The organism is Paenibacillus aurantius, from assembly GCF_032268605.1.
Lineage (GTDB): Bacteria > Bacillota > Bacilli > Paenibacillales > NBRC-103111 > Paenibacillus_AO > Paenibacillus_AO aurantius.
This window is the reverse complement of the sequence record NZ_CP130318.1, coordinates 3119690-3138978: the sequence shown is the minus strand read 5'-3', so window position 1 is coordinate 3138978 and position 19289 is coordinate 3119690. Positions and strand designations below refer to the sequence as shown.

Here is a 19289-nt window from a genome sequence, read left to right as displayed (position 1 = left end):
CTGCTGATATTGCTATTAGCCGGCAAAAAGGCTCTGGTTACCGGGGCAGGCGGAAAATTGGGCGGGGCCATCGCCGGGCGATTCGCCTCGGAAGGCTGCAGCGTGATCCTGGCGGATATCCATTCTCAGAAGGCAGAAGAAGCCGCGGATCTCCTTAACAAGCAAGGGCACGAGGCCAAAGCCGTTGCTATGGATGTAACGGACGAGCAATCGGTAAACCGCGTCTTCGACGGGTTGGCCAAGTTGGATATTTTGGTCAACAATGCCGGGGTCACCCGGGGACATTACAACCTGCAGAGCACGCTTCAAGAATGGAATGAGATCCTGAATGTAAACCTCACCTCTGTATTCCTATGTGCCAAATCCGCTTTTCCGCTTCTGAGGCAGTCCCCCTCACCCGCTATTGTTAATATGTCTTCCATCAACGCCTTCCGGATGAATCCGGGACTGCCTGCCTATGCGGCAGCGAAGAGCGGCATTATCGCCTTGACGGAGCAGCTTGCCTTAGAAGGGGCTCGGGATCGCATACGGGTCAATTGCCTTTCACCCGGAAGGATCATGAGCGAAGAACAGCAGCAAGAAAGATCCCATGAGCCGGTTTTTGCTATTGATCGGGACTGTTATCCACTCGGTCGACTCGGGTATCCAAGGGATGTCGCGAACGCCGCCTTATTTCTTGCCTCCGATCTCTCCGCCTTCGTAAACGGCATCAACTTGGTCGTGGATGGCGGGATGTCCATTCAGGCGGTCTCCAGTCTGGTGCGGCCGGATTTGCGCCGTAGGTGGAAATCCGGCCTCTATAAGCTGGAAATGGAGGAAGAAAGGGAGAGATGAGCCGCTATGAGGTCGTTTGGCTGAAAAGGGAAGGGGATCTCGTCTGCCGGTTGAAGGATTTCCAATCGGAAGCCGAGGTCGATCTGATCCCGGCACTCGGAATGAATGTCATCCGATATGCGGTCCGAGAGAAGGGGGTCATCCTGCCGCCGCCCTCCCTTACAGCCTTAAGGCAAACCCCTTTCCGGTATGGAATTCCAGTGCTGTGTCCACCGGGACGAACGCGCTTTGGAAGATTTACATACCAGGGGATAAGTTGCCAGCTTCCGTTGAATACAGGCATGCACAATGTTCACGGAGAACTCGGCACCCTTCCGTGGAAGGTCATCTCATGGGGGGCTGAGGAAGGGGAAGGAGCCTGCCTCCGAGCTTGTTATGCCTACCGGAAGGATCCCGAGCGGTTTGCCTATTTTCCGTTTGATCTCATTTATACCGTGGCCTATTCCTTGAAGGAAGGAGCCCTGCAGCTCGAAGGGTGCGTGTTGAATGCGGGAGACCGATACGCTCCCTTCTCGCTTGGTTATCATCCTTATTTCACTTGTGACAGGAGCCGGACCTCGCTCCAGCTGCCGGCTAGCCTGGAATGGCCCAAAGCTCCAAGAGGAGTGGGAGAAACATTGCCCCTAGCAACGAGACTCGCAGCCGAGCTCCACGATGGGGCGGATTTGGCCGGCCTGAAGGAGAGCCTGCATTATTTTCAGTGCCGGGATAACGGTTTAGAGAGAGGCGGCGCTTATGTTTGCCGGCTCCACGACAAAGGAAGCGGCCGGCGGATTCACTTTCAAGTGGATGGACTCTTTTCGGTGATGGTGCTCTTCCTGCCTCCGTGGGGGGAGGCCGTTTCCTTAGAACCGCATACCTGTATTCCGGATGCCTATAATCTCCCGTGGGACGCTTCCAAGACAGGCGCCTTGGAGCTGGCTCCCGGAGAAGAAAGACGATTCGGCTGGCGCCTAGAAGTGGAAGACAGGGAATTCGATGAGGAGGATCGTAATCATGAAAGTGAGCCAAATTGAAGTCTTTATTGTAAAGCTTCCGCCTTCAGGACCGGTTCAAAGAGGCGGCAAACGGTTTATTACGCCCGACTATTTCGTAAGCGACAGCAACCGGCGTTCCTGTGTGTACTCCGTTAACGCCGAAACCGTCTTCGTGAAGCTTACCACCGATGAGGGCATTATCGGATGGGGCGAGATCCTGGCCCCTACGAACCCGGAAGTCGTGGCCGCGATCCTGAAGCATCATCTGGCCCCGATGGTGCTTGGCGAGAACCCGATGAATAACCAGGTCTTGTGGGACCGAATGCTCGACACGCTTCGTGAACGCGGCTATACCGGAGGATATTTGGTAGATGCCATGGCAGGGCTTGATATTGCCTTCTGGGATATTAAAGGGAAGGCGCTTAAACAGCCGGTCTATCGGCTGCTTGGAGGCGGATACCGCGACAAGCTGCGGTGCTACTGCTCCAGCGTGCCGGGCGGGGATGCGAAGGAACGGGTGGAAAGTGCGATCCGTTTGAAGGAGGAAGGCTTCGATGCCATCAAATTCCACACGTTTGGCAAGGGCAAGAAAGCCGACCTCGAGGCGCTGTACGCTATCCGTCATGAATTCGGAGCGGACGAGATGGAATTGATGCTCGACGCACATGGGAAATACACGCACTCGGAGGCCTATACTGTCGGGCGAGCGTTAGGAGAGCTCGACGCTACCTTCTTCGAAGCGCCTTTGACGTTTGAGGATCGGGATGGCCACCGCAAGCTGGCGGAAGCGATTGATACGGCGGTTGCCGTAGGCGAGCCGCTTCGTACGATTTATACGTTCAAGGAGTGGATCAGCTCGGGCGCCGTCGAGGTCGTTCAGCCGGATATGGGAAGGAACGGGATTACCGAAATGATGAGGATCGCCCACTTGGCGGAAGCGTACCACGTGACGTTTGCCCCTCATCTAAGCGCTCATCAGGCTGTTGGCCATGCGGCTTCTATCCATGTGTCCGCCGCTGTTTCGAATTTCCTCATCTATGAATACCAGCCTAATGCGCTGCAGCGAAGTGCCCCTTATTCGAACGCCTCCTTCCGTCTCGAGAAGGGACAGATTATCGTCCCGGATGATCCCGGTCTTGGGGTGGAGATCGACGAGCAGGCCATGCGCAGCGTGGTAACGGAGCATTTTGCGGTCAAGGGCTAAGGTAAAGGGCTGCGTAGAATAGGAAGTGCGGCATCCGTTTCGGCCTTCCCCGCTGAAACGGATGCTTGACGTTTTTCCCTGCCTGCCGCCTTTTCCATGATCTGCAAAAATTAGTTGATTGTTTGCTGTCCCCTGTGTCAATCTAGACTTATCCCAACAAAGTGGAGGGCTGACATGAAGGATACGGCCTATCGGATTTTAATCGTGGACGATGACGAAGAAGTCAGAAGCGGGCTGGCGGAGATTGTGGATTGGGAAAGCTGCGGATTTCAAGTGGCGGCCGTTCTTAAAGATGGGGGAGAAGCGATCCAGTACCTCGAGGGTGCCAGGGTCGATGCGGTTCTATCCGACATCCGCATGACCTTCGTGTCGGGGCTCAGCCTCGCGAAGCATATTTATGAAACCCGCCTTCCCGTTAAGGTCGTCCTGATCAGCGGGTACCAGGAATTTGAGCTGGCGAAAGAAGCCATCCGCTATAACGTGCAGGACTATTTGCTGAAGCCTACCGATTTAGACGAAGTGTACCGTGTCTTCCGCTCTCTGAAGGAGCAGCTGGATAAGGAGCGGTCGGAGCAAAATCAGCAGGAGGCCAAAAAGGAAATGTGGCATCAAATGCTACGGTATTTGAAGGATCGGTACCTGCCGCATCTCTTGTTCGACACGCTGGCCGACGAAGGGGAAATCCGGAGACAATTCGAGATGATCGGGATGAATCTCGATCCGAGAGCATGCGCCTGCGCTCCTGTCCGCCTCTCGTGGACAACCGCTGCCCCGGCCGAAGCGGTGCAGCGCACCCTGCTTCACAGCCTGGCCGAATCTTCATCGGCCATTACGCTTTTGCCTCTCGGCCCGGCAGGGAATCCATTGACTATGCTCGCCATCAGCCTGGATCCGGAAGAGGAACCGTTATCCATTGCGGTTTCCCGAATTTTAAGTCTAGCCGCTGCCCGGCTTCGTTCCTTGATCGGCCTTACCATCGACTGGCAGGTGGAACACGTCTATCCTGCTCTGTCGGAATTTTTGGAGGAACACCGCAGCCTTCGAATGCAGTCAGGGCCTCTGTCCGTCTCGCGGCTTCGTCAGTGGAAAGAGGACAAACGGCTTTGGACGGAATTGCTGGAGGAGGGGCGCTATGAGAAAGCGGGTCAGCTTCTGGATCACTATATGGTCCACTACGGCCGGGATCAGATCGACCTCCTCAAATCGATTCTAATCCAGCTGTTCGGAAGCCTGGATTCCGTGTATGCGCACGACAGCGGCAGCGCCCGGCTGATGCAGCTCTGCAAATCCGAGAATCCGGAGGAGATAAAACAAATTAGTCATTCCCTCCTGAAGGAGTTGGGCCGGAGAGAGGCAGGCGGCTCCGCCGAAACGGAGAGAAGGGTCATCACGCAGGCCAAGCAATTTGTAAAGGCCAATGCCGGCAAGGAGATCACCTTACAGGAAGTGGCCAATCATGTTTATCTTAATCCTGTCTATTTAAGCCGTTTATTCAAGCTGGAGACAGGGGAGAGCTTCTCCGATTACGTAACGAACATCCGAATTAACCAAGCGGCCCATCTGCTGCAAAGTACCAATATGAAGATCTATGAGGTTTGCGAACAGGCAGGCTATAAAGACGTACGGCATTTCTATAAGCTGTTCCGAAAATACAAGGGATGCTCGCCGAGCGAGTACCGGGAAGGCTTAGGGTAACAAGCGGCGGGAACGAAAGAGGGGCGGTTATGAAAGGAAAGCCGACGTTGTGGACCGATATCAAGACTTACAAATTCAACAGCATTTTTATCAAAACCTTCATTGTGGTTTTCTTTCTTCTCATGGTCCCCTTGGTTTGCCTGCATTATCTCGTGTTTATCTACAACGATTCGTCGATGAGGGAGGAAATCAGCCGCGCCAGCCTCAACGAACTAACCCGAATCCGCGATAACGTTGATCTTATTATGGCGGAAGCCGAAAGCCTCAGCATCCGTCTTGGCAACGACCCCGACATTGAAGTATTTCTCAAGGAAGACCTCTTCGATTACCCTTTGGACTATTCCACCATTTCCAGAATAAGGAGAATTCAACACATCCTCGGTATCTCCATCCTGACAAATCCTTATGTAGAGACCATACAGCTGTATTCCGGATCCGGAAAGAATGATTATTTGCTCTCCGAGACAAGCGGAGGAACATTAGACAAGTTTGATCATCAATGGTGGTACGACGAGTTCTCAACCAGAAGAGACGGGCGGAACTTCTGGATCCGTACGCTTCCTAAGCCAGTTAGGGATACGTTCGAACACTACCTCGTTCTCTTCCGTAAGCTGCCGGTAACCGGCTCCAAACAAGAAGGGGGGCTGATCATGAATATCGGCTCCGAGCAATTGGCACCCCTGCTTAAAGAGATAACACCCGAACAAGAAATCTATATCGTGGACCGGGAAGGAAGAATTGTCTTTACTCAGGATCAACTCCTGATCAATCAGCAGCTAAAGAGCCAGCACCCCCAACTGCCGATGCCGTTCCTCGGCTCCACTTATTCCAGCATCCTTTCCTTCGAAAAAATGGATCATGTCGTAACGGCGGTGCCTTCCTCCCGGGGGGAATGGACCTTCTTTTCCATCGTTCCGCTTAAGCATTACGAATCCAGACAAAGCCAGCTTCGGTCCTTTATCGTTCTCCTGATTGCCATCGGAGTGGTGTCCAGCCTGCTTATTGCTTTTCTCGTTTCGGTCAAGACTTACCAACCGATCCGGGGAATTCTCTCTTTATTGAAGAACAGCCAGCCTCCGATGAGGGACTTTAAAGGAGCCGGGGCTGTCAACGAGATCAAATATATAGCCGCAACCATCCAAGACTCCAGCGAACAGAAGAAAGAGATGGAAGAGGAGTTACGGCGACGCTACGAAATGATGAGCAAAGCCCAAGCCATAGCGCTTCAAGCGCAAATCAACCCGCACATGCTCTACAACACGCTCGAAGCGGTGAATTGGAAGGTGATGCGGCTGACCAAAGGCAAGAACGAGGCGTCGGTCATGATTCATACCTTGTCGCGTTTGCTGCGGCTGAGCCTTTCCCGAGGAGAAAACATCATTCCGCTGCGGACGGAGATGGAGCATGCCCGCTTGTATGTCGAGGTTCAGCAGCTTCATTATAAAGACCAGCTGGAAGTGGCCTGGAAGATCAACGGCAGTATTCTCGACTACTTAACGGTCAAGCTCACCTTGCAGCCGATTATTGAGAACGCCATTTATCACGGCATCAAACCATCCGACCGGCCGGGCATGATCACGATTATCGGATACGAGGAAACGAATGCCGTCGTGCTGAAGATCAAGGACAATGGCGTAGGCATCAGTCAAGCTTTGGCGGATAGAATCAACCTGGGCTTTCAATCCAATGAAATAAAAGAAGACGAGCATATCGGGCTCAGCAACGTGAACCAAAGAATCCGGCTAATCTTCGGAGAGCCTTATGGATTACGGATATTCGGAAAAGAAGGGGAGGGAACGTTAGTCGAAATGCGAATTCCGAAACAGACCTAATGTTGACGGTCTCCCACCAAATCTTGATTTTCTCCCACAGATTAGGCGCGAATTCATAAAAGCGTTTACATCCCCTCACCATTTGTAAAGGGAGGGGAATTTTTATTTGGTCCTGCGGCTTATATACTCAGGGTAAGTCATTTAAGAAGGGGAGGAGAGAGGTACGGTGGAACCATCCAATCCCGGGATCCGGCAAGGAGCCCTTCCAACGCAGAGAGTGCTAACGATAAAGAAAGAAAGCTTCATGAGATACCTGATCAAGAACAAATGGCTGTATGTCTTTCTAATTCCCGGACTTCTGTACCTGCTGATCTTCAAATACGTTCCGATGTTCGGAATCGTAATCGCTTTCAAAAAGTTGAGCATCGTGAAAGGCATCTGGGGTAGTGACTGGGTCGGCTTTCAAAACTTTGAGACGCTGTTTCAGTCCGCCCATTTTATCCGGGTATTGAGAAATTCGATCCTGTTAAGTGTTTATCAGATTCTTTGGGGCTTTCCTGCTCCGATTCTCTTGGCGCTTATGCTCAATGAGGTCAGGCAGATGCTTTTTAAGAGAATCACCCAAACGATTCTATATTTGCCTCATTTTATCTCATGGGTGGTGCTGGCCGGCATTGTCATCAACTTCCTCTCTCCCACGTCCGGGCTGGTGAACCAGATCATCACCTCTTTCGGCCACGAGCCGGTTAAGTTTCTGATGGAGCCCGGCTACTTTCGAAGTATCATCGTGAGCGCCGAAATCTGGAAAGGTGTCGGATGGGGGACCATCATTTACTTGGCAGCCATGACCGGCATCGATCCCACCTTGTACGAGTCAGCCAAGATTGACGGAGCCTCAAGGCTGCAGCGGATTCGCTACATTACCATTCCGGGAATCGCGACGACGATTATCATCCTGCTGCTTTTAAACCTGGGCAACATCCTGGACAACGGATTCGAGCAGGTTTTTCTGCTGTATAACCCGGTAACCTACGAGACCGCCGATATTTTCGAAACCTATACCTACCGGATCGGGTTACAGGATGGACGGCTGTCTTACGCCACGGCAGTCGGCTTGTTCAAAAGTGTAGTCGGCTTCGTTCTGATCCTTTCGGCGAATTATGCGGCACGAAAAATCAGCGGAAAATCAATATGGTAGGAGGGAAGCGAATGCGGCTGCGAAGGGTCAGTCTTTTTGACATCCTAAACAATACGGTCATCACCATTATTACCCTGCTCATGCTTTACCCGTTCGTCAACGTCTTCGTCGTTTCCATCAGCTCCTATTCCGCCTTCGTGGAAAACCCGATGCGCATTTGGCCGAAACAGGTGACTTTCGAAGCGTACAAGGAAATTTTTGGCCATCCGGTGCTCTGGAGCAGCTACTGGAATACGATCGTGGTTACGGTCTCCGGCGTGCTGCTCGGCATTCTTCTCTACATTCTTACTGCTTACCCGCTGTCCAAGAAGCATCTGCGCGGCCGCAACCTCATCATGATCGCCGTTGTCTTCACGATGCTGTTCAACGGTGGCCTGATCCCGAATTACTACTTGATGCGTTCACTCGGGTTGATCAATACATTGGCCGCTCTCGTCATACCGGCGCTGCTTACCGGATTCAATCTCATCCTGATGAAGACATTCATGGAAAATATCCCGGAAGAACTCGAAGAAGCGGCACGCATCGACGGCGCCTCGGATCCCTATATCCTCTTCCGCATCGTCGTCCCGCTGTCGGGTCCCATCATTGCCACGCTCTGTTTGTTTACTGCCGTGGGCTATTGGAATAACTTCTACAGCGCCATCGTGTATATCCGGGATGTAGACAAGTGGCCGCTCATGCTGTTTCTCCGGGAGATCATCGAAGGGGCCAAACTGACTTCCATCTCGACCGGTGCGGGGGACAATGCGGCGGAAGCGGCAAATCTGAACATCACCCCCGTCACCCTCCAATATGCCACGCTGATCTTCGTGATGATTCCGATTCTCTGCGTCTATCCGTTCGTCCAGAAATATTTCGTCAAAGGCATCATGCTGGGTTCGGTCAAAGGCTAACGATTCGGTAATAGAGGCCATGCCTTTGTTATAGAAAAAAAAGATTGAGGGGAGTACGGCAATGAAGCGTTCATTCAGAGGTATGATCGGCTTAGGGATGACCACGGCCCTGCTTGCGCTGGCGGCTTGCTCTGGCAGCAGCTCAGGAGGCGACGCTCCAAAGACGAGTCCGGATGGATCCGCCGGACCGAAGGAGAAGGTCACGATTAAGATTATGGCTAACTTCTCGTCAGCCGACATTGCGCCGGCCGACAAGGCTATATTCGACAAGCTCGAGAAAGCACTCAATGTTGAGCTGAAATGGATCGTCCCTCCGTCGAGCGGATATAAAGAGCAGCTGCAGCTGTCGCTCGTGTCCGGAGATTATGCCGATCTTGTCATGTTTCCGTCCGAAACGGACGAATCGTTCCTGAATGCCGTTGACGAAGGGGTGGTTATTCCCGTTAACAAGTATCTGGATCAGCTGCCCAACATCAAGAAATATACGTACGATGTCTCTTGGGAAGCGCTCGAAACGAAACGTGACGGGAAGATTTATGGGGTTCCCCGCACGTCTGTCGCACGGAACGACGGTTTTATAATCCGCGAAGACTGGCTGAAGAACATCGGATTTCAGATGCCGGCTAACCGGGAAGTGACAATCGAGCAGTTTACGGACATCATGCGCAAGTTTACCTTTAACGATCCTGACAAGAACGGCAAGAACGATACGTTCGGATTTGCGGGGTACTTAAACACGACGAAGATGATCGACCCCATTCTTTCTTCCCAATTCGGCAACTTGGGCTGGCAGAAGACGAATGGGGGAGAGTATGCCTACATGACGCCGATGTATGACAAGAATTCCACCGTATACAAAGACGTACTCGCCTATACCCAGATGGCGTTCAAGGAAAAGCTGGTCGATCCGGATTCGGCCGTCATCGACCGGAACGCTTCGATAGACCGTTTTCAACGCGGGATGACCGGTATCCGCTACGAATTTGCGGGGAATGCTCCCGGCGCAGAGAAGAAAGGGAAGGAGCTCAATCCGAACACGGAGATTTCTTATATCTTCATCAAGGATAAACAGGGCCAGCTGAAGGGGGTCTCCTACGGTACGGCGATCTTCGGTGTCTGGGGGGTAACGAACAACGCGAAGCATCCGGACCGGGCCCTTCAAGTACTCGATTGGCTGCTATCGGACGAAGGCTTCGATATGGTGAAGTACGGCGTGGAGGGCGTCGAATACAACAAAGAGAACGGACAGCGGAAGTACATCGACGGGGTTAGCGCTCCATGGAGAAAATCCATCGTCAGAAGAGCGAATGACGGAGACTTCTTTATTGACGCCAAACTGGATGAGGCCACCCGGAACAAAGTCAAGCCATGGGTAGACCGGTCGATTGAGACGGTTGCTTTCTCCTTGGATCAAGGCTACATTCCACCCGCAGCGAAGGAACCGAAGTTTATGGATTTCAAGCTGATCTGGGATGAAACCATAACGAAAATCATGATCGGGGAGCTGCCGGTCAGCGATTTCGACAAGCTTCTCGCTCAGTGGTATGAAAAAGGCGGCAAGGAATATGTCAAGCAGATGAACGACTATATCGCCAGCACTCAAAAGTAAAATCCTTTCAGCGCAGATTAGGCCGCCGGCCGCAGCTTCTAGAATCGAAAGAAGCTGCGGCCGGCCATGTTTGAGCATGCAACAAGCCGATTTTGAGGATAGGGAGGGTTAAATTAGCATGAAGAGAAGAAGGCTGTCCTTTTTGTTGCTGTGGACCTTGATCATTTCCTTGAGCGCCCCGTTCGCTTCGGTACAGGCAGAAACACCTGTCATCACAAATATGCCGAACATTTCCAATCAAGCTGGCGATCATCAACGTTATTTCCTTGTTCCGGAGCATTTCCAATCCAACCTCGGCACATGGTTGATCCAGGCTTCAGACGGAACGCTGCGCGGGAAAACGTTGGTCGGCCGCACCGACCGGAATGTTAGCGCCACGAGGCCCACCAGCACATCCGTCTCCATTGCCTCATCAGACGTCTATTATGTATGGGCCCACACCCGGGATTTCAACACCTTTACGGGACAAAGGCAATTTACGATGAGCTTCAACGGGTATACGCTTCCTTACAAGTTTGGGGCCCACGGCTTCCATGGCTGGAAGTGGGAGAGAGGCGGAAGGGTAAAACTTAACGCCGGCGAAGCGGCTGTGGCTTTGCAGGACATTTCCGCCTACTATCCAAGGGTGGATGGAATCGTCCTGACGACGGATCCCAACTTCGTACCCAATGAGAACTATACGACGCTTAAGACACAGCTGGAGTCTCCTCAGCCCAAGACTCCACTCTCGCCATACGAAGACGTTCCGTATATTTTCAACATGCCCGGGTATTTCTCTAATTACTTCGTAGTCCCCGAGCAGTTCGAGAGCCGATTGGGGACCTGGACGATTGATAGTACTACGGAAGCGCTCCGTGGTGTCGCGCTGAAAGGGAAAGAAGACGGGCAACCCGCCTCAGCGATGGCGGCAGAGGCGTCTTTAACGGTAGAGACGCCAGGCATCTATACGGTGTGGGCGTATACCCGGGATAATGGGACGGGAAGCGGACACTTCTCCTTAGCTGTGAACGGGCAGGTCGTCTCTGAAACGCTAGGGGATCACGGAACAGCTGGCTGGAAGTGGGAAAAAGGCGGCCGGGTGAACCTGGCTTCAGGCTCCGCGGCGTTATCCCTTACCGACACGTCGGCAGCAGGTCCCCGTGTGGCCGCCTTGTTGTTTACAGCGGACCCGGAGTTCGTCCCGAGCGAGACCTATGCCACGCTGAAGACTGACCTGGCGGCATCCCGCCCGGTATCGGAAGGCCCGCCGCCGTCGGACGTAGTGTTCCTGCGCTCGGGAAGCTTCGAAGAGTTCGGTACCTGGACGCTTCAAGGCTATGAATCCGCCTTCGGCACGGTCAATCTGATCGGAATGACGAAGGACGATGACGCCGTGTTCGATCCGTCTACAGCGAGACCTGCCGTCGCCCGGTTTGAAGCGCCGATCTCCGGAACCTATAAAATATGGGTTCGATCCCGTGACTTTTCTGCACGGCAGGGGACCCGCTTCTTCAATGTGGATGTGAACGGGCAGCCGGTGGCCAAAACCTTCGGAAAGCACGGCATCAACGGCTGGGCATGGGAGGATGGCGGCACAGTCGAGCTGACACCCGGAACGAACGTGCTGAAGCTTCATGATACGTCAGGCTATTATGCCCGGACGGACGGCATCTTTCTGACGAACGACTTGAACTTCACACCTCCAAGCACCTATCGGGAACTATTGGAAATCGCGAAGCCGAGTTATGTTTTCCAGGATCGTTTGGATTACCCAACCTGGGCAAAAACCGGTGCCGAACCCTCTCAAGTTCATACCCTGGAAAACGACCATGTACGGGTGGAATTTTATGAGGTATCCACTCCTCAAGGGAACGTCATACAGAAACGCACCTATGTGAACCATAACGGAACCTTCGTGCCGGTCGATTCCCGAACGGACGAATTCGGCTATCTCCTTCTGTATGGGGAGGAAAGTGAGCCTGCCGGCATGGCCCAGCAAAGTCCGATCTTCTCGACGGAAGTGGAAGATGGCGGCAAGGAAATCCGGCTCGTGACCGTCAATGCCTTCGAAGGGGGATTGCCCCAGTGGATGATTCCGTCTTCGGTATCCCCCCTTGGTTCAGACGGAGCGGTGCTCGTGGCAGAGAATGACAGGGCCCGTCTGGAAGCGGAATGGAGCTTGCCGGACGACGCCATGGAACCGGTTGTGACCCTGAAGCTGCATGCCAAACAGCCTGGTGCCTACAGCATCGGAATGTTTAACGGGACGGAGCAGCGCTTGGAGGATGTCGATTATTTGCTTAATCCGTTCCGTTATCACGGCAAGAGAATGCCCGAGGATCCGGTACTCAATACGGAACAAACCTCTTCCAGCGCGTCAAGTTCCATGACCTTATCCGGTAAGCCTCAGCTGGCGAACGGGATGGAAGTGACCTACGCCGTCGTCCCGGATCCTGAGTCGCTTAAGCCTCGGTGGGCGTACGACGACAACTCAGAATTCGGCCTTGGGATCATGGGAAGAAACCGCGGCGTGCAGCCTTCCTTGTTTGCCCCGCTGCTCGGACTGCCGGACTCCCAGCTGGCGCAAGGAGAAACCTTCACTTTTACGTATCGCCCCGTGACCCGGCTTCAAGGCTGGTACGAAACGTATCAGCATGTGACGCAAGATATTCTTGGCCTGGAGGATTACCGCAAAAACGTGGAATCGTCCTTGACTGATACTATCCTGAACGTTCAAGACTTGATGATGGACGATAACTACGGCGGCTGGGATTCGGATATGTTGGGCCATTATAACATGGAAGGCCAAAATGTTGTGACCACCAGCAATCCCCTCGCCACCATGCAGGCTTACCTGTTGACTGAAGATCCGGCTATCTACGAACGCCGGGTTCTGCCGACGCTGGCCTCGATGCTTACCCGGAAGAACCAGCATTTCACGTCCAAAGGCAATACGGAAGCTCATCAAGCCTTAACGTTCCCCAATCCCCTCCCGATCGGGTCGCCGATAGGGGGCTTCGGAACCAGTGTCTTTGGCGGCTTGTTCGAGATGACCCAGGGTCTATCCCCGGCCTTCCGGCAAGTTGGCATTGACAATGGCGTTAAAGGAACAGCCGGCAATGCCCCTGCCTGGTCGGACGATGTCTGGATGTACCGGTACACGGGGAATTCGGCTTATCTCGATAAGGCAAAAGCCGCGGCCGATCAATACTTACAGAACGTCGTCTATGCTGCTCCAGGAACCCTGCCTGATTTTGGTAGCTTTATCTACATGAGCTATTATCCGAATCTAAATGCTCTGCTGGATCTGTATGAAATCAGCGGAGAGACGAAATATTTGGATGGAGCGGCGCAATCGGCCCGTATGCTGATGACAACGCTTCGGACCTTCCCGGTTCCGGAAGGGGAATTGACGATCGATGCCGATGCGATCCGGGAGAGAGGATTCCTGAATAATGCGAACTTCTGGTGGAAGGGAGAATATTCGGACCGGTTGGGTTATCCTGAGAAATTGGCCGATCTACAGGACGTTACGGTTCCGGCCTGGATGCCTTCTCCCGTCGGCCTAGGAGTAGAACAGGCAAGCACGTTTATGGGAACCGACTCCGGCTTCATTACCATGTCGAACTGGGCACCCGATTTAATGCGCCTGGCGAAATGGACCGGTGACGATACGTTCGAGATGTATGCCCGAAATGCCGTTCTCGGCAGGGGCGCCAATTACCCGGGCTATTATCAAAATCAATATATGATGCACCAGAAATCGGCGGAGTTCCCTTATGTGGGACCCGATCTTACGAGCATCTATTATCATCATATCCCGGTCTATTATGGCATGCTGACGGATTACTTGTTCGCGCAGGCTTGGAATTGGTCTGACGGGCAGATCGACTTCCCGTTCCTGCGCCAGCAAGGGTACGCTTACTTCAACAACCGCCAGTTCGGAAGCGAGCCGGGCAAATTTTTCGGTGAGACGGGAATGTGGCCTTGGCTGAAGCGCGGGCTTGTGACGACAGATAACATCCAGATCGATTGGCTGGCGGCCCGCAAGGACGGAGCCTTTGGTGTCGCGCTGATGAATGAAGAGTCGGCGGCCATCACGACAACCGTTCATTTTGGGGAGGCTTTGGGGGGAGCGCTGCTGGAGGGGAACGCAACATTGTATGACGCCCAAGGCAACGCCTCGACTGTGACGGTATCCGGCGGAGCGGTTACCCTCACGGTTCCCGCCCATGGATTGGTCGGACTGGTCATGAATCAACCGGAGGTGAAGGCGCCGGCCTTCGCGGCAATCGATTCCTCGCAGGAGATGACACGTCCAGTCGGCGAAACCGTTGTTCAGGCGGCGGGCGGCGCCGATTTCGGGGCAGGGGCGGTGCTGCAGACGAATCCAACGTTCTACCACGCGTATACTTATGTGACAGATATGCCGGACACAACCGATCATGTCTCGCTGCACTATCGTATTGGAGATGGGGAATGGCAGGTAACGCAAAAGGCCACCTATCCTTATGAGTTTACCGTCAAGGTGGAATCCGATGCCCCGTTCCGTTTCTACTTTGATGTGTATGGAAAAGACGGAACGGTACGCACTTCCTCAGAGAAGCGGTTAAAGCCCTTTGCCGCCGGCACGGATATTACAGGCTTCCAAGTGAAGGATCAAATCGGGAATGCGTTTATCTCAACCGAACAGAAAACCGTCGTTTCGATAGTCTATGGTTCTGATCTCACGAGTTTAAGTCCTACCGTTAGCTTGTCCGAGGGAGCGTCGCTTCTTACCCCTACGGGACCCGCCGACTACAGCGATCCGGTACACTATAGAATCCGGGCTGAAAACGGATTAACGAAAACCTGGACGGTATTCGTTACCGCCATCCAGGACAACAATAGCCTGCAAAAGCTGGTAAACCTGCTTAGGGAGCAGGGCTGGATCGGGACGGACGGGATCGCCAATTCCTTAGAGAAGCAGGCGCTTCACGAACAGTACCGGGCCTTCAAGCAGCATGTGGCATCCTTGGAGACCGACGGACAAATCACACACGAAGCCGCTTCGCTTTTGTACCAAGCGGCAGATGTTCTGCTGGAAGGGCCATAAAGGAACGTTAGAGAGCTGGCCGGCATCCCGCCGGCCGGCTTTTTACCGTACTATTCGTAAAGGAGACGGTTACTATATGAACAGCGGCGACAGCTCATGGGTCCTTAGAAGTCCGAATGGAGGCCTGACGGCGTCCATCCGACTTACTCCAGAGGGGCGGCTGAAGTACAAAATAAGAAGAAATAATACGGTTATCCTGGAGGAATCGGATATGGGTCTAACCGCGGATGGGGTAGACCTGGGAGGAAAACTCCTCGTAGAAGCCGTTCATCAGAGGACTGTCTTAGAGACCTATGAGACTCGAGGAGGGCATACCAACGCGGTAAATCATGGCCAGGAAGCCATCCTGATGCTGCGGCATGGCTCCAGCGAATGGAAATACGGGCTGCATGCAAGAGCTTATGATGACGGATTCGCTTTCCGGTACGAGCTTCACGTGGAAGGGAGCATCCTCATCCAAGAGGAGGCTTCCAGCTGGAGCCTCCCTCCGGGCAGCCTCGTATGGCTGTTCGAGCGAAACAACGCATGGAAGCTTAAGAGCTATGCCGGCGAATGGATCCGTGTCGACGCCGACGAGCTTATTACCATATCCAGCCAAGGTCCCGTTCAAGGTACCCCTCTCGTGGTGGAGCTTCCAGACCAAGGCGGCTATGCCGCTATCGTGGAGGCCGCCTTGTATGGCTACAGCGGCATGCGTCTCGAAGCAGTCGGGAACCGATCGGTTAAGGTTCATTTTACCGAAGCGGAAAGAGGTTTTACGGTGAAAGGCCCGTTCACGACCCCTTGGCGCGTTACGATCGTGAGCTCGGACTTAAACGGTCTCGTGAATAGTGATTTGATCACAAGCCTAAATCCCCCTCCCTCCGAGAAGCTGTTCCAGGATACGAGTTACATCCGGCCGGGACGCTCCGTATGGCGCTGGTGGAGTCTCGGAACCGGCACACCCGAACAAGAACGGGAGATGATCGAATTCGCGGACCGTCTGGGTTTCGAATATACGACCATCGACGAGGGCTGGGAAGCATGGGAGAATCCATGGGAAGAGCTGCAGAAGCTGACCGCCTATGCGGGAAGCAAAGACATCGGCGTCTTTGTTTGGAAAAGATCCGGTGAAATTAATGACCCGCAGGACGACTGGAGAGCGATGCGCGAATTTTTCGATAAAGCCCGGTATGCCGGGGCGGCAGGCTTAAAAATCGATTTCATCGATAACGAATCGAAAGCCGCCATCGATTTTCAAATAGCCGCACTTGAAAAGGCAGCCGAACGGAGGCTGATGATAAATTTCCATGGGATCTCAAAGCCGACCGGTGAGTCGCGGACTTATCCCAATGAAATATCGAGAGAAGGGATCCGAGGGCTGGAGCTGAACAAGATGAAAGAAGGCCCCATTCCCGCCTGGCACAATGCCGCGCTGCCGTTTACCCGGTTCCTCGCCGGTCATGGTGACTACACGCCTTTAGGATTTTCCAACCGGGGAGAGACCACGTATGCCCATCAGCTGGCGACGATGGTTGTCTTTACCTCGCCGCTTCAAGTTGTCGCCGAGAACCCGGCTTATCTCTTGGAAGAAGAATCGGTTCGGGCAGGGCTTGACGTGCTCAAAGCGATTCCTTCGGTATGGGAGGAAACCAGGGTTCTGGAACCAAGCGTCATTGGCGAGCTGGCTGTCTTTGCCCGGCGGAGGGGGGGCATCTGGTTCCTTGGTATACTGAACGGCAAACCGGAAGAGGTCGTGTTGGAGCGACTTTCGTTATCCTTCCTGGAAGACAAGACAAGGTATGAGGTAACGGAGATCACCGATCGAAGAGAGCGGCCGGGATTGGAACGCACCGTGCGTGAGGTGGTCCCGCCTTCTGCATTGACGACTATAAGACTGGAGCCAAACGGCGGCTATGTGGCCATGTTCACCAGTGTAGCGGAGGGACATATTATGAAAGACCGAAGCTAAAGGGGGGACGCTTTTGGCCGGAGCAGCGGCTGCTGACGGAGTCTCGATTGTGGTCTGTACCAATCGTCCGGAATTCATTGGAAACATTCTCGCCAACTATCGAAACCAGCGGTACCGAAAGAAAGAGCTTATTCTTATCCTCAACAAAGACAGCATGAAGCTAAGCCTGTATCAGGCCGTAACCCGGAAATATGATGATGTGAGGGTGTATCAAGTTCCCGAAACCATATCATTAGGCCAATGCTTAAACTGCGGCATTGCCAAAGCTCGATACCCGTTAATCGCCAAGTTTGATGATGATGACTATTACTCGCCGTATTACTTGAAGGAGCAGGTGAAAGCTCTCTATCGGACGAAAAGCGACGTGGTCGGAAAGCATTCCTGCCTGGTTTACCTGGCCGCTGCCAAAAGGCTCCTCCTTAGGTCACCCGGAGAGAAAGACAAGGTTTCCCTGCTGGTTCAGGGAGGTACCATATTATTCAGGAGACGGGTACTCGCCCGTGTACGATTTGCCGACCGTTCCATCGGCGAGGATGTGAGATTTTTGATCGATTGCCGAAAGAAAGGGTATAAGACTTACGCTACCTCGCCTTATAATTACGTTTATATGCGCAGAAGAGACAAACAGAGCCACACCTGGAGGGTCGGCGACGACTTCTATAGGAAAGGGAGTCTGGCCTTGGGGGTAACGGACAACTACGAAAAGTATGCCGACCGCACGATAAGATAAGGGCTGGTGGGCAGGTCTTGGAACAACAATTACGAAGTAATCTTGGTCGCGCTAAGCGCGGCTATTTTTTTAAGAGGAAAACCAGCTTTTCCCAATGGCGGAAATGGTGTATAATTAATAGGTACATATGTTCGTAAAAAGGAGTCTGCCTTGTGATTATGAAGCCGGCAAGCAAACCGAAATTGTTCATTGGCTCTTCTCGCGAATCCATAAAATACGGGCCTGCTATTCATTCCAATCTCCAAAGGGTTGCACAGGTTTTGCCCTGGTATAATGGTACGTTCCAAGAAAATGACTATACGATGGAATCGTTATCCAGAAGATTAAGCCAGTGCGATTATGGGGTGTTTATTTTTTCACCGGATGATGTAGCCATTATTCGCCATAAACCTGTATTCATCACTCGAGACAACACGATTTTCGAAGCGGGACTGTTTATGGGGAAATTGGGATTAAAGCGTGTTTTCTGTCTAATTCCTCAAGATCTTGAAGTGAGCGACGGGGACCATATCAAAGACGTGCGAGTAGGCACTTATCACCTTTTGTCTGATCTGGCCGGTATTACCATTCTGCAGTATGAATACGGTCATGATGACGAGCTGGAAGCAGCCGTTTCCGTAGCCTGTGCTCGTATTGCTAAAGTGATCGCGGAGGAATCTTTCTTCATCGATCCAATCGATAAAGCCAAAAGAAATGGAAGCATCGTCAAATTATTTTGGGAAATGAGCAGAATTGTCCCTCTTACCGAAGAGGCCCCGCTCTCCAAAAGGTACCATGCCTTAAGCGAAGGCATCCGGGTCTCCTTCCTGGTTCCGCCTATGGGCGAAACGAAAGTCACGCACGTCGCCCTATATGCCAAACGAGGGACAGATGGAATGGCCTATGCAGCGGGTAATATAGATGAAGGGGCTTTTTATCCCTTTCAATCGTTTGATTCCGAGAAGGAGCCGCCTATCGTCATTAAAGTTCAGCAAAGCAACAAGTGGTCCTTCACTCATGAGCAGCACGTTGAAAAGGTTAGTGTGCTATGTTATCCTTTAGGTGAAAACCATGTTTTGTCAATCAACCTGGTAGGAGATTCGGTTCTTACCAAAGAACATCTTCCAAAGGTTGTCGATCATAATGCGGAGCTGTTAACCACCATTAAACACATCGTCGGAGGGGATTCAAAATGAGCGACAAAGGAAAAGGGACGAGTCAGCCAGGAAAATCCGCCGGAAACCGATGGGGGGTAGGAGGAAAGCTCGGATCTTCACGCTTGCGCCGGAGTCGTCCTTCCGCTCTAGTTATGAAATGTTCCTCTAAGCAGATCCTGCGGGGTCCTTCCATTCAGGGAAAGCCCATGAAGC

The 19289-nt window shown here is 52.9% G+C and carries 12 protein-coding genes; all 12 read left to right on the top strand.

What is annotated here, in order from left to right:
* Positions 1–9: 9 nt before the first annotated feature.
* Positions 10–834, top strand: a complete 825-nt coding sequence (locus MJA45_RS14120; protein WP_315607888.1) for an SDR family NAD(P)-dependent oxidoreductase — start codon at positions 10–12, stop codon at positions 832–834.
* Positions 831–1850: an aldose 1-epimerase gene (locus MJA45_RS14115; RefSeq protein WP_315607887.1), complete on the top strand. Its 1020-nt coding sequence runs from the start codon at positions 831–833 to the stop codon at positions 1848–1850. Before MJA45_RS14120 ends, MJA45_RS14115 begins: the two co-directional genes overlap by 4 nt.
* The gene (locus tag MJA45_RS14110) at positions 1831–3015 is read left to right on the top strand and encodes a mandelate racemase/muconate lactonizing enzyme family protein (RefSeq protein ID WP_315607886.1); all 1185 of its coding nucleotides are present in this window, start codon (positions 1831–1833) and stop codon (positions 3013–3015) included. The genes MJA45_RS14115 and MJA45_RS14110 overlap by 20 nt, the downstream gene beginning before the upstream one ends.
* Positions 3016–3189: 174 nt before the next feature.
* Entirely contained in the window at positions 3190–4710 is a 1521-nt protein-coding gene (locus MJA45_RS14105; RefSeq protein ID WP_315607885.1) for a helix-turn-helix domain-containing protein, read from the top strand.
* A gap of 29 nt (positions 4711–4739) precedes the next feature.
* Positions 4740–6542, top strand: a complete 1803-nt coding sequence (locus MJA45_RS14100) for a sensor histidine kinase (RefSeq protein ID WP_315607884.1) — start codon at positions 4740–4742, stop codon at positions 6540–6542.
* A 244-nt stretch (positions 6543–6786) separates the two neighbouring features.
* On the top strand, positions 6787–7680 hold the full coding sequence (locus tag MJA45_RS14095) for an ABC transporter permease (protein WP_315607883.1): 894 nt from the start codon (positions 6787–6789) through the stop codon (positions 7678–7680).
* A gap of 11 nt (positions 7681–7691) precedes the next feature.
* Positions 7692–8576, top strand: coding sequence for a carbohydrate ABC transporter permease (locus MJA45_RS14090; protein ID WP_315607882.1), 885 nt, complete (start codon positions 7692–7694; stop codon positions 8574–8576).
* 61 nt (positions 8577–8637) lie between these two features.
* On the top strand, positions 8638–10185 hold the full coding sequence (locus tag MJA45_RS14085) for an extracellular solute-binding protein (RefSeq protein WP_315607881.1): 1548 nt from the start codon (positions 8638–8640) through the stop codon (positions 10183–10185).
* 118 nt (positions 10186–10303) lie between these two features.
* Positions 10304–15259, top strand: a complete 4956-nt coding sequence (locus MJA45_RS14080) for a hypothetical protein (RefSeq protein WP_315607880.1) — start codon at positions 10304–10306, stop codon at positions 15257–15259.
* Positions 15260–15335: 76 nt separating this feature from the next.
* The gene (locus MJA45_RS14075; protein ID WP_315607879.1) at positions 15336–17210 is read left to right on the top strand and encodes a glycoside hydrolase family 97 protein; all 1875 of its coding nucleotides are present in this window, start codon (positions 15336–15338) and stop codon (positions 17208–17210) included.
* A 13-nt stretch (positions 17211–17223) separates the two neighbouring features.
* Positions 17224–17940, top strand: a complete 717-nt coding sequence (locus MJA45_RS14070) for a glycosyltransferase family 2 protein (protein ID WP_315607878.1) — start codon at positions 17224–17226, stop codon at positions 17938–17940.
* 158 nt (positions 17941–18098) lie between these two features.
* On the top strand, positions 18099–19115 hold the full coding sequence (locus MJA45_RS14065) for a TIR domain-containing protein (RefSeq protein WP_315608021.1): 1017 nt from the start codon (positions 18099–18101) through the stop codon (positions 19113–19115).
* Positions 19116–19289 lie beyond the last annotated feature (174 nt).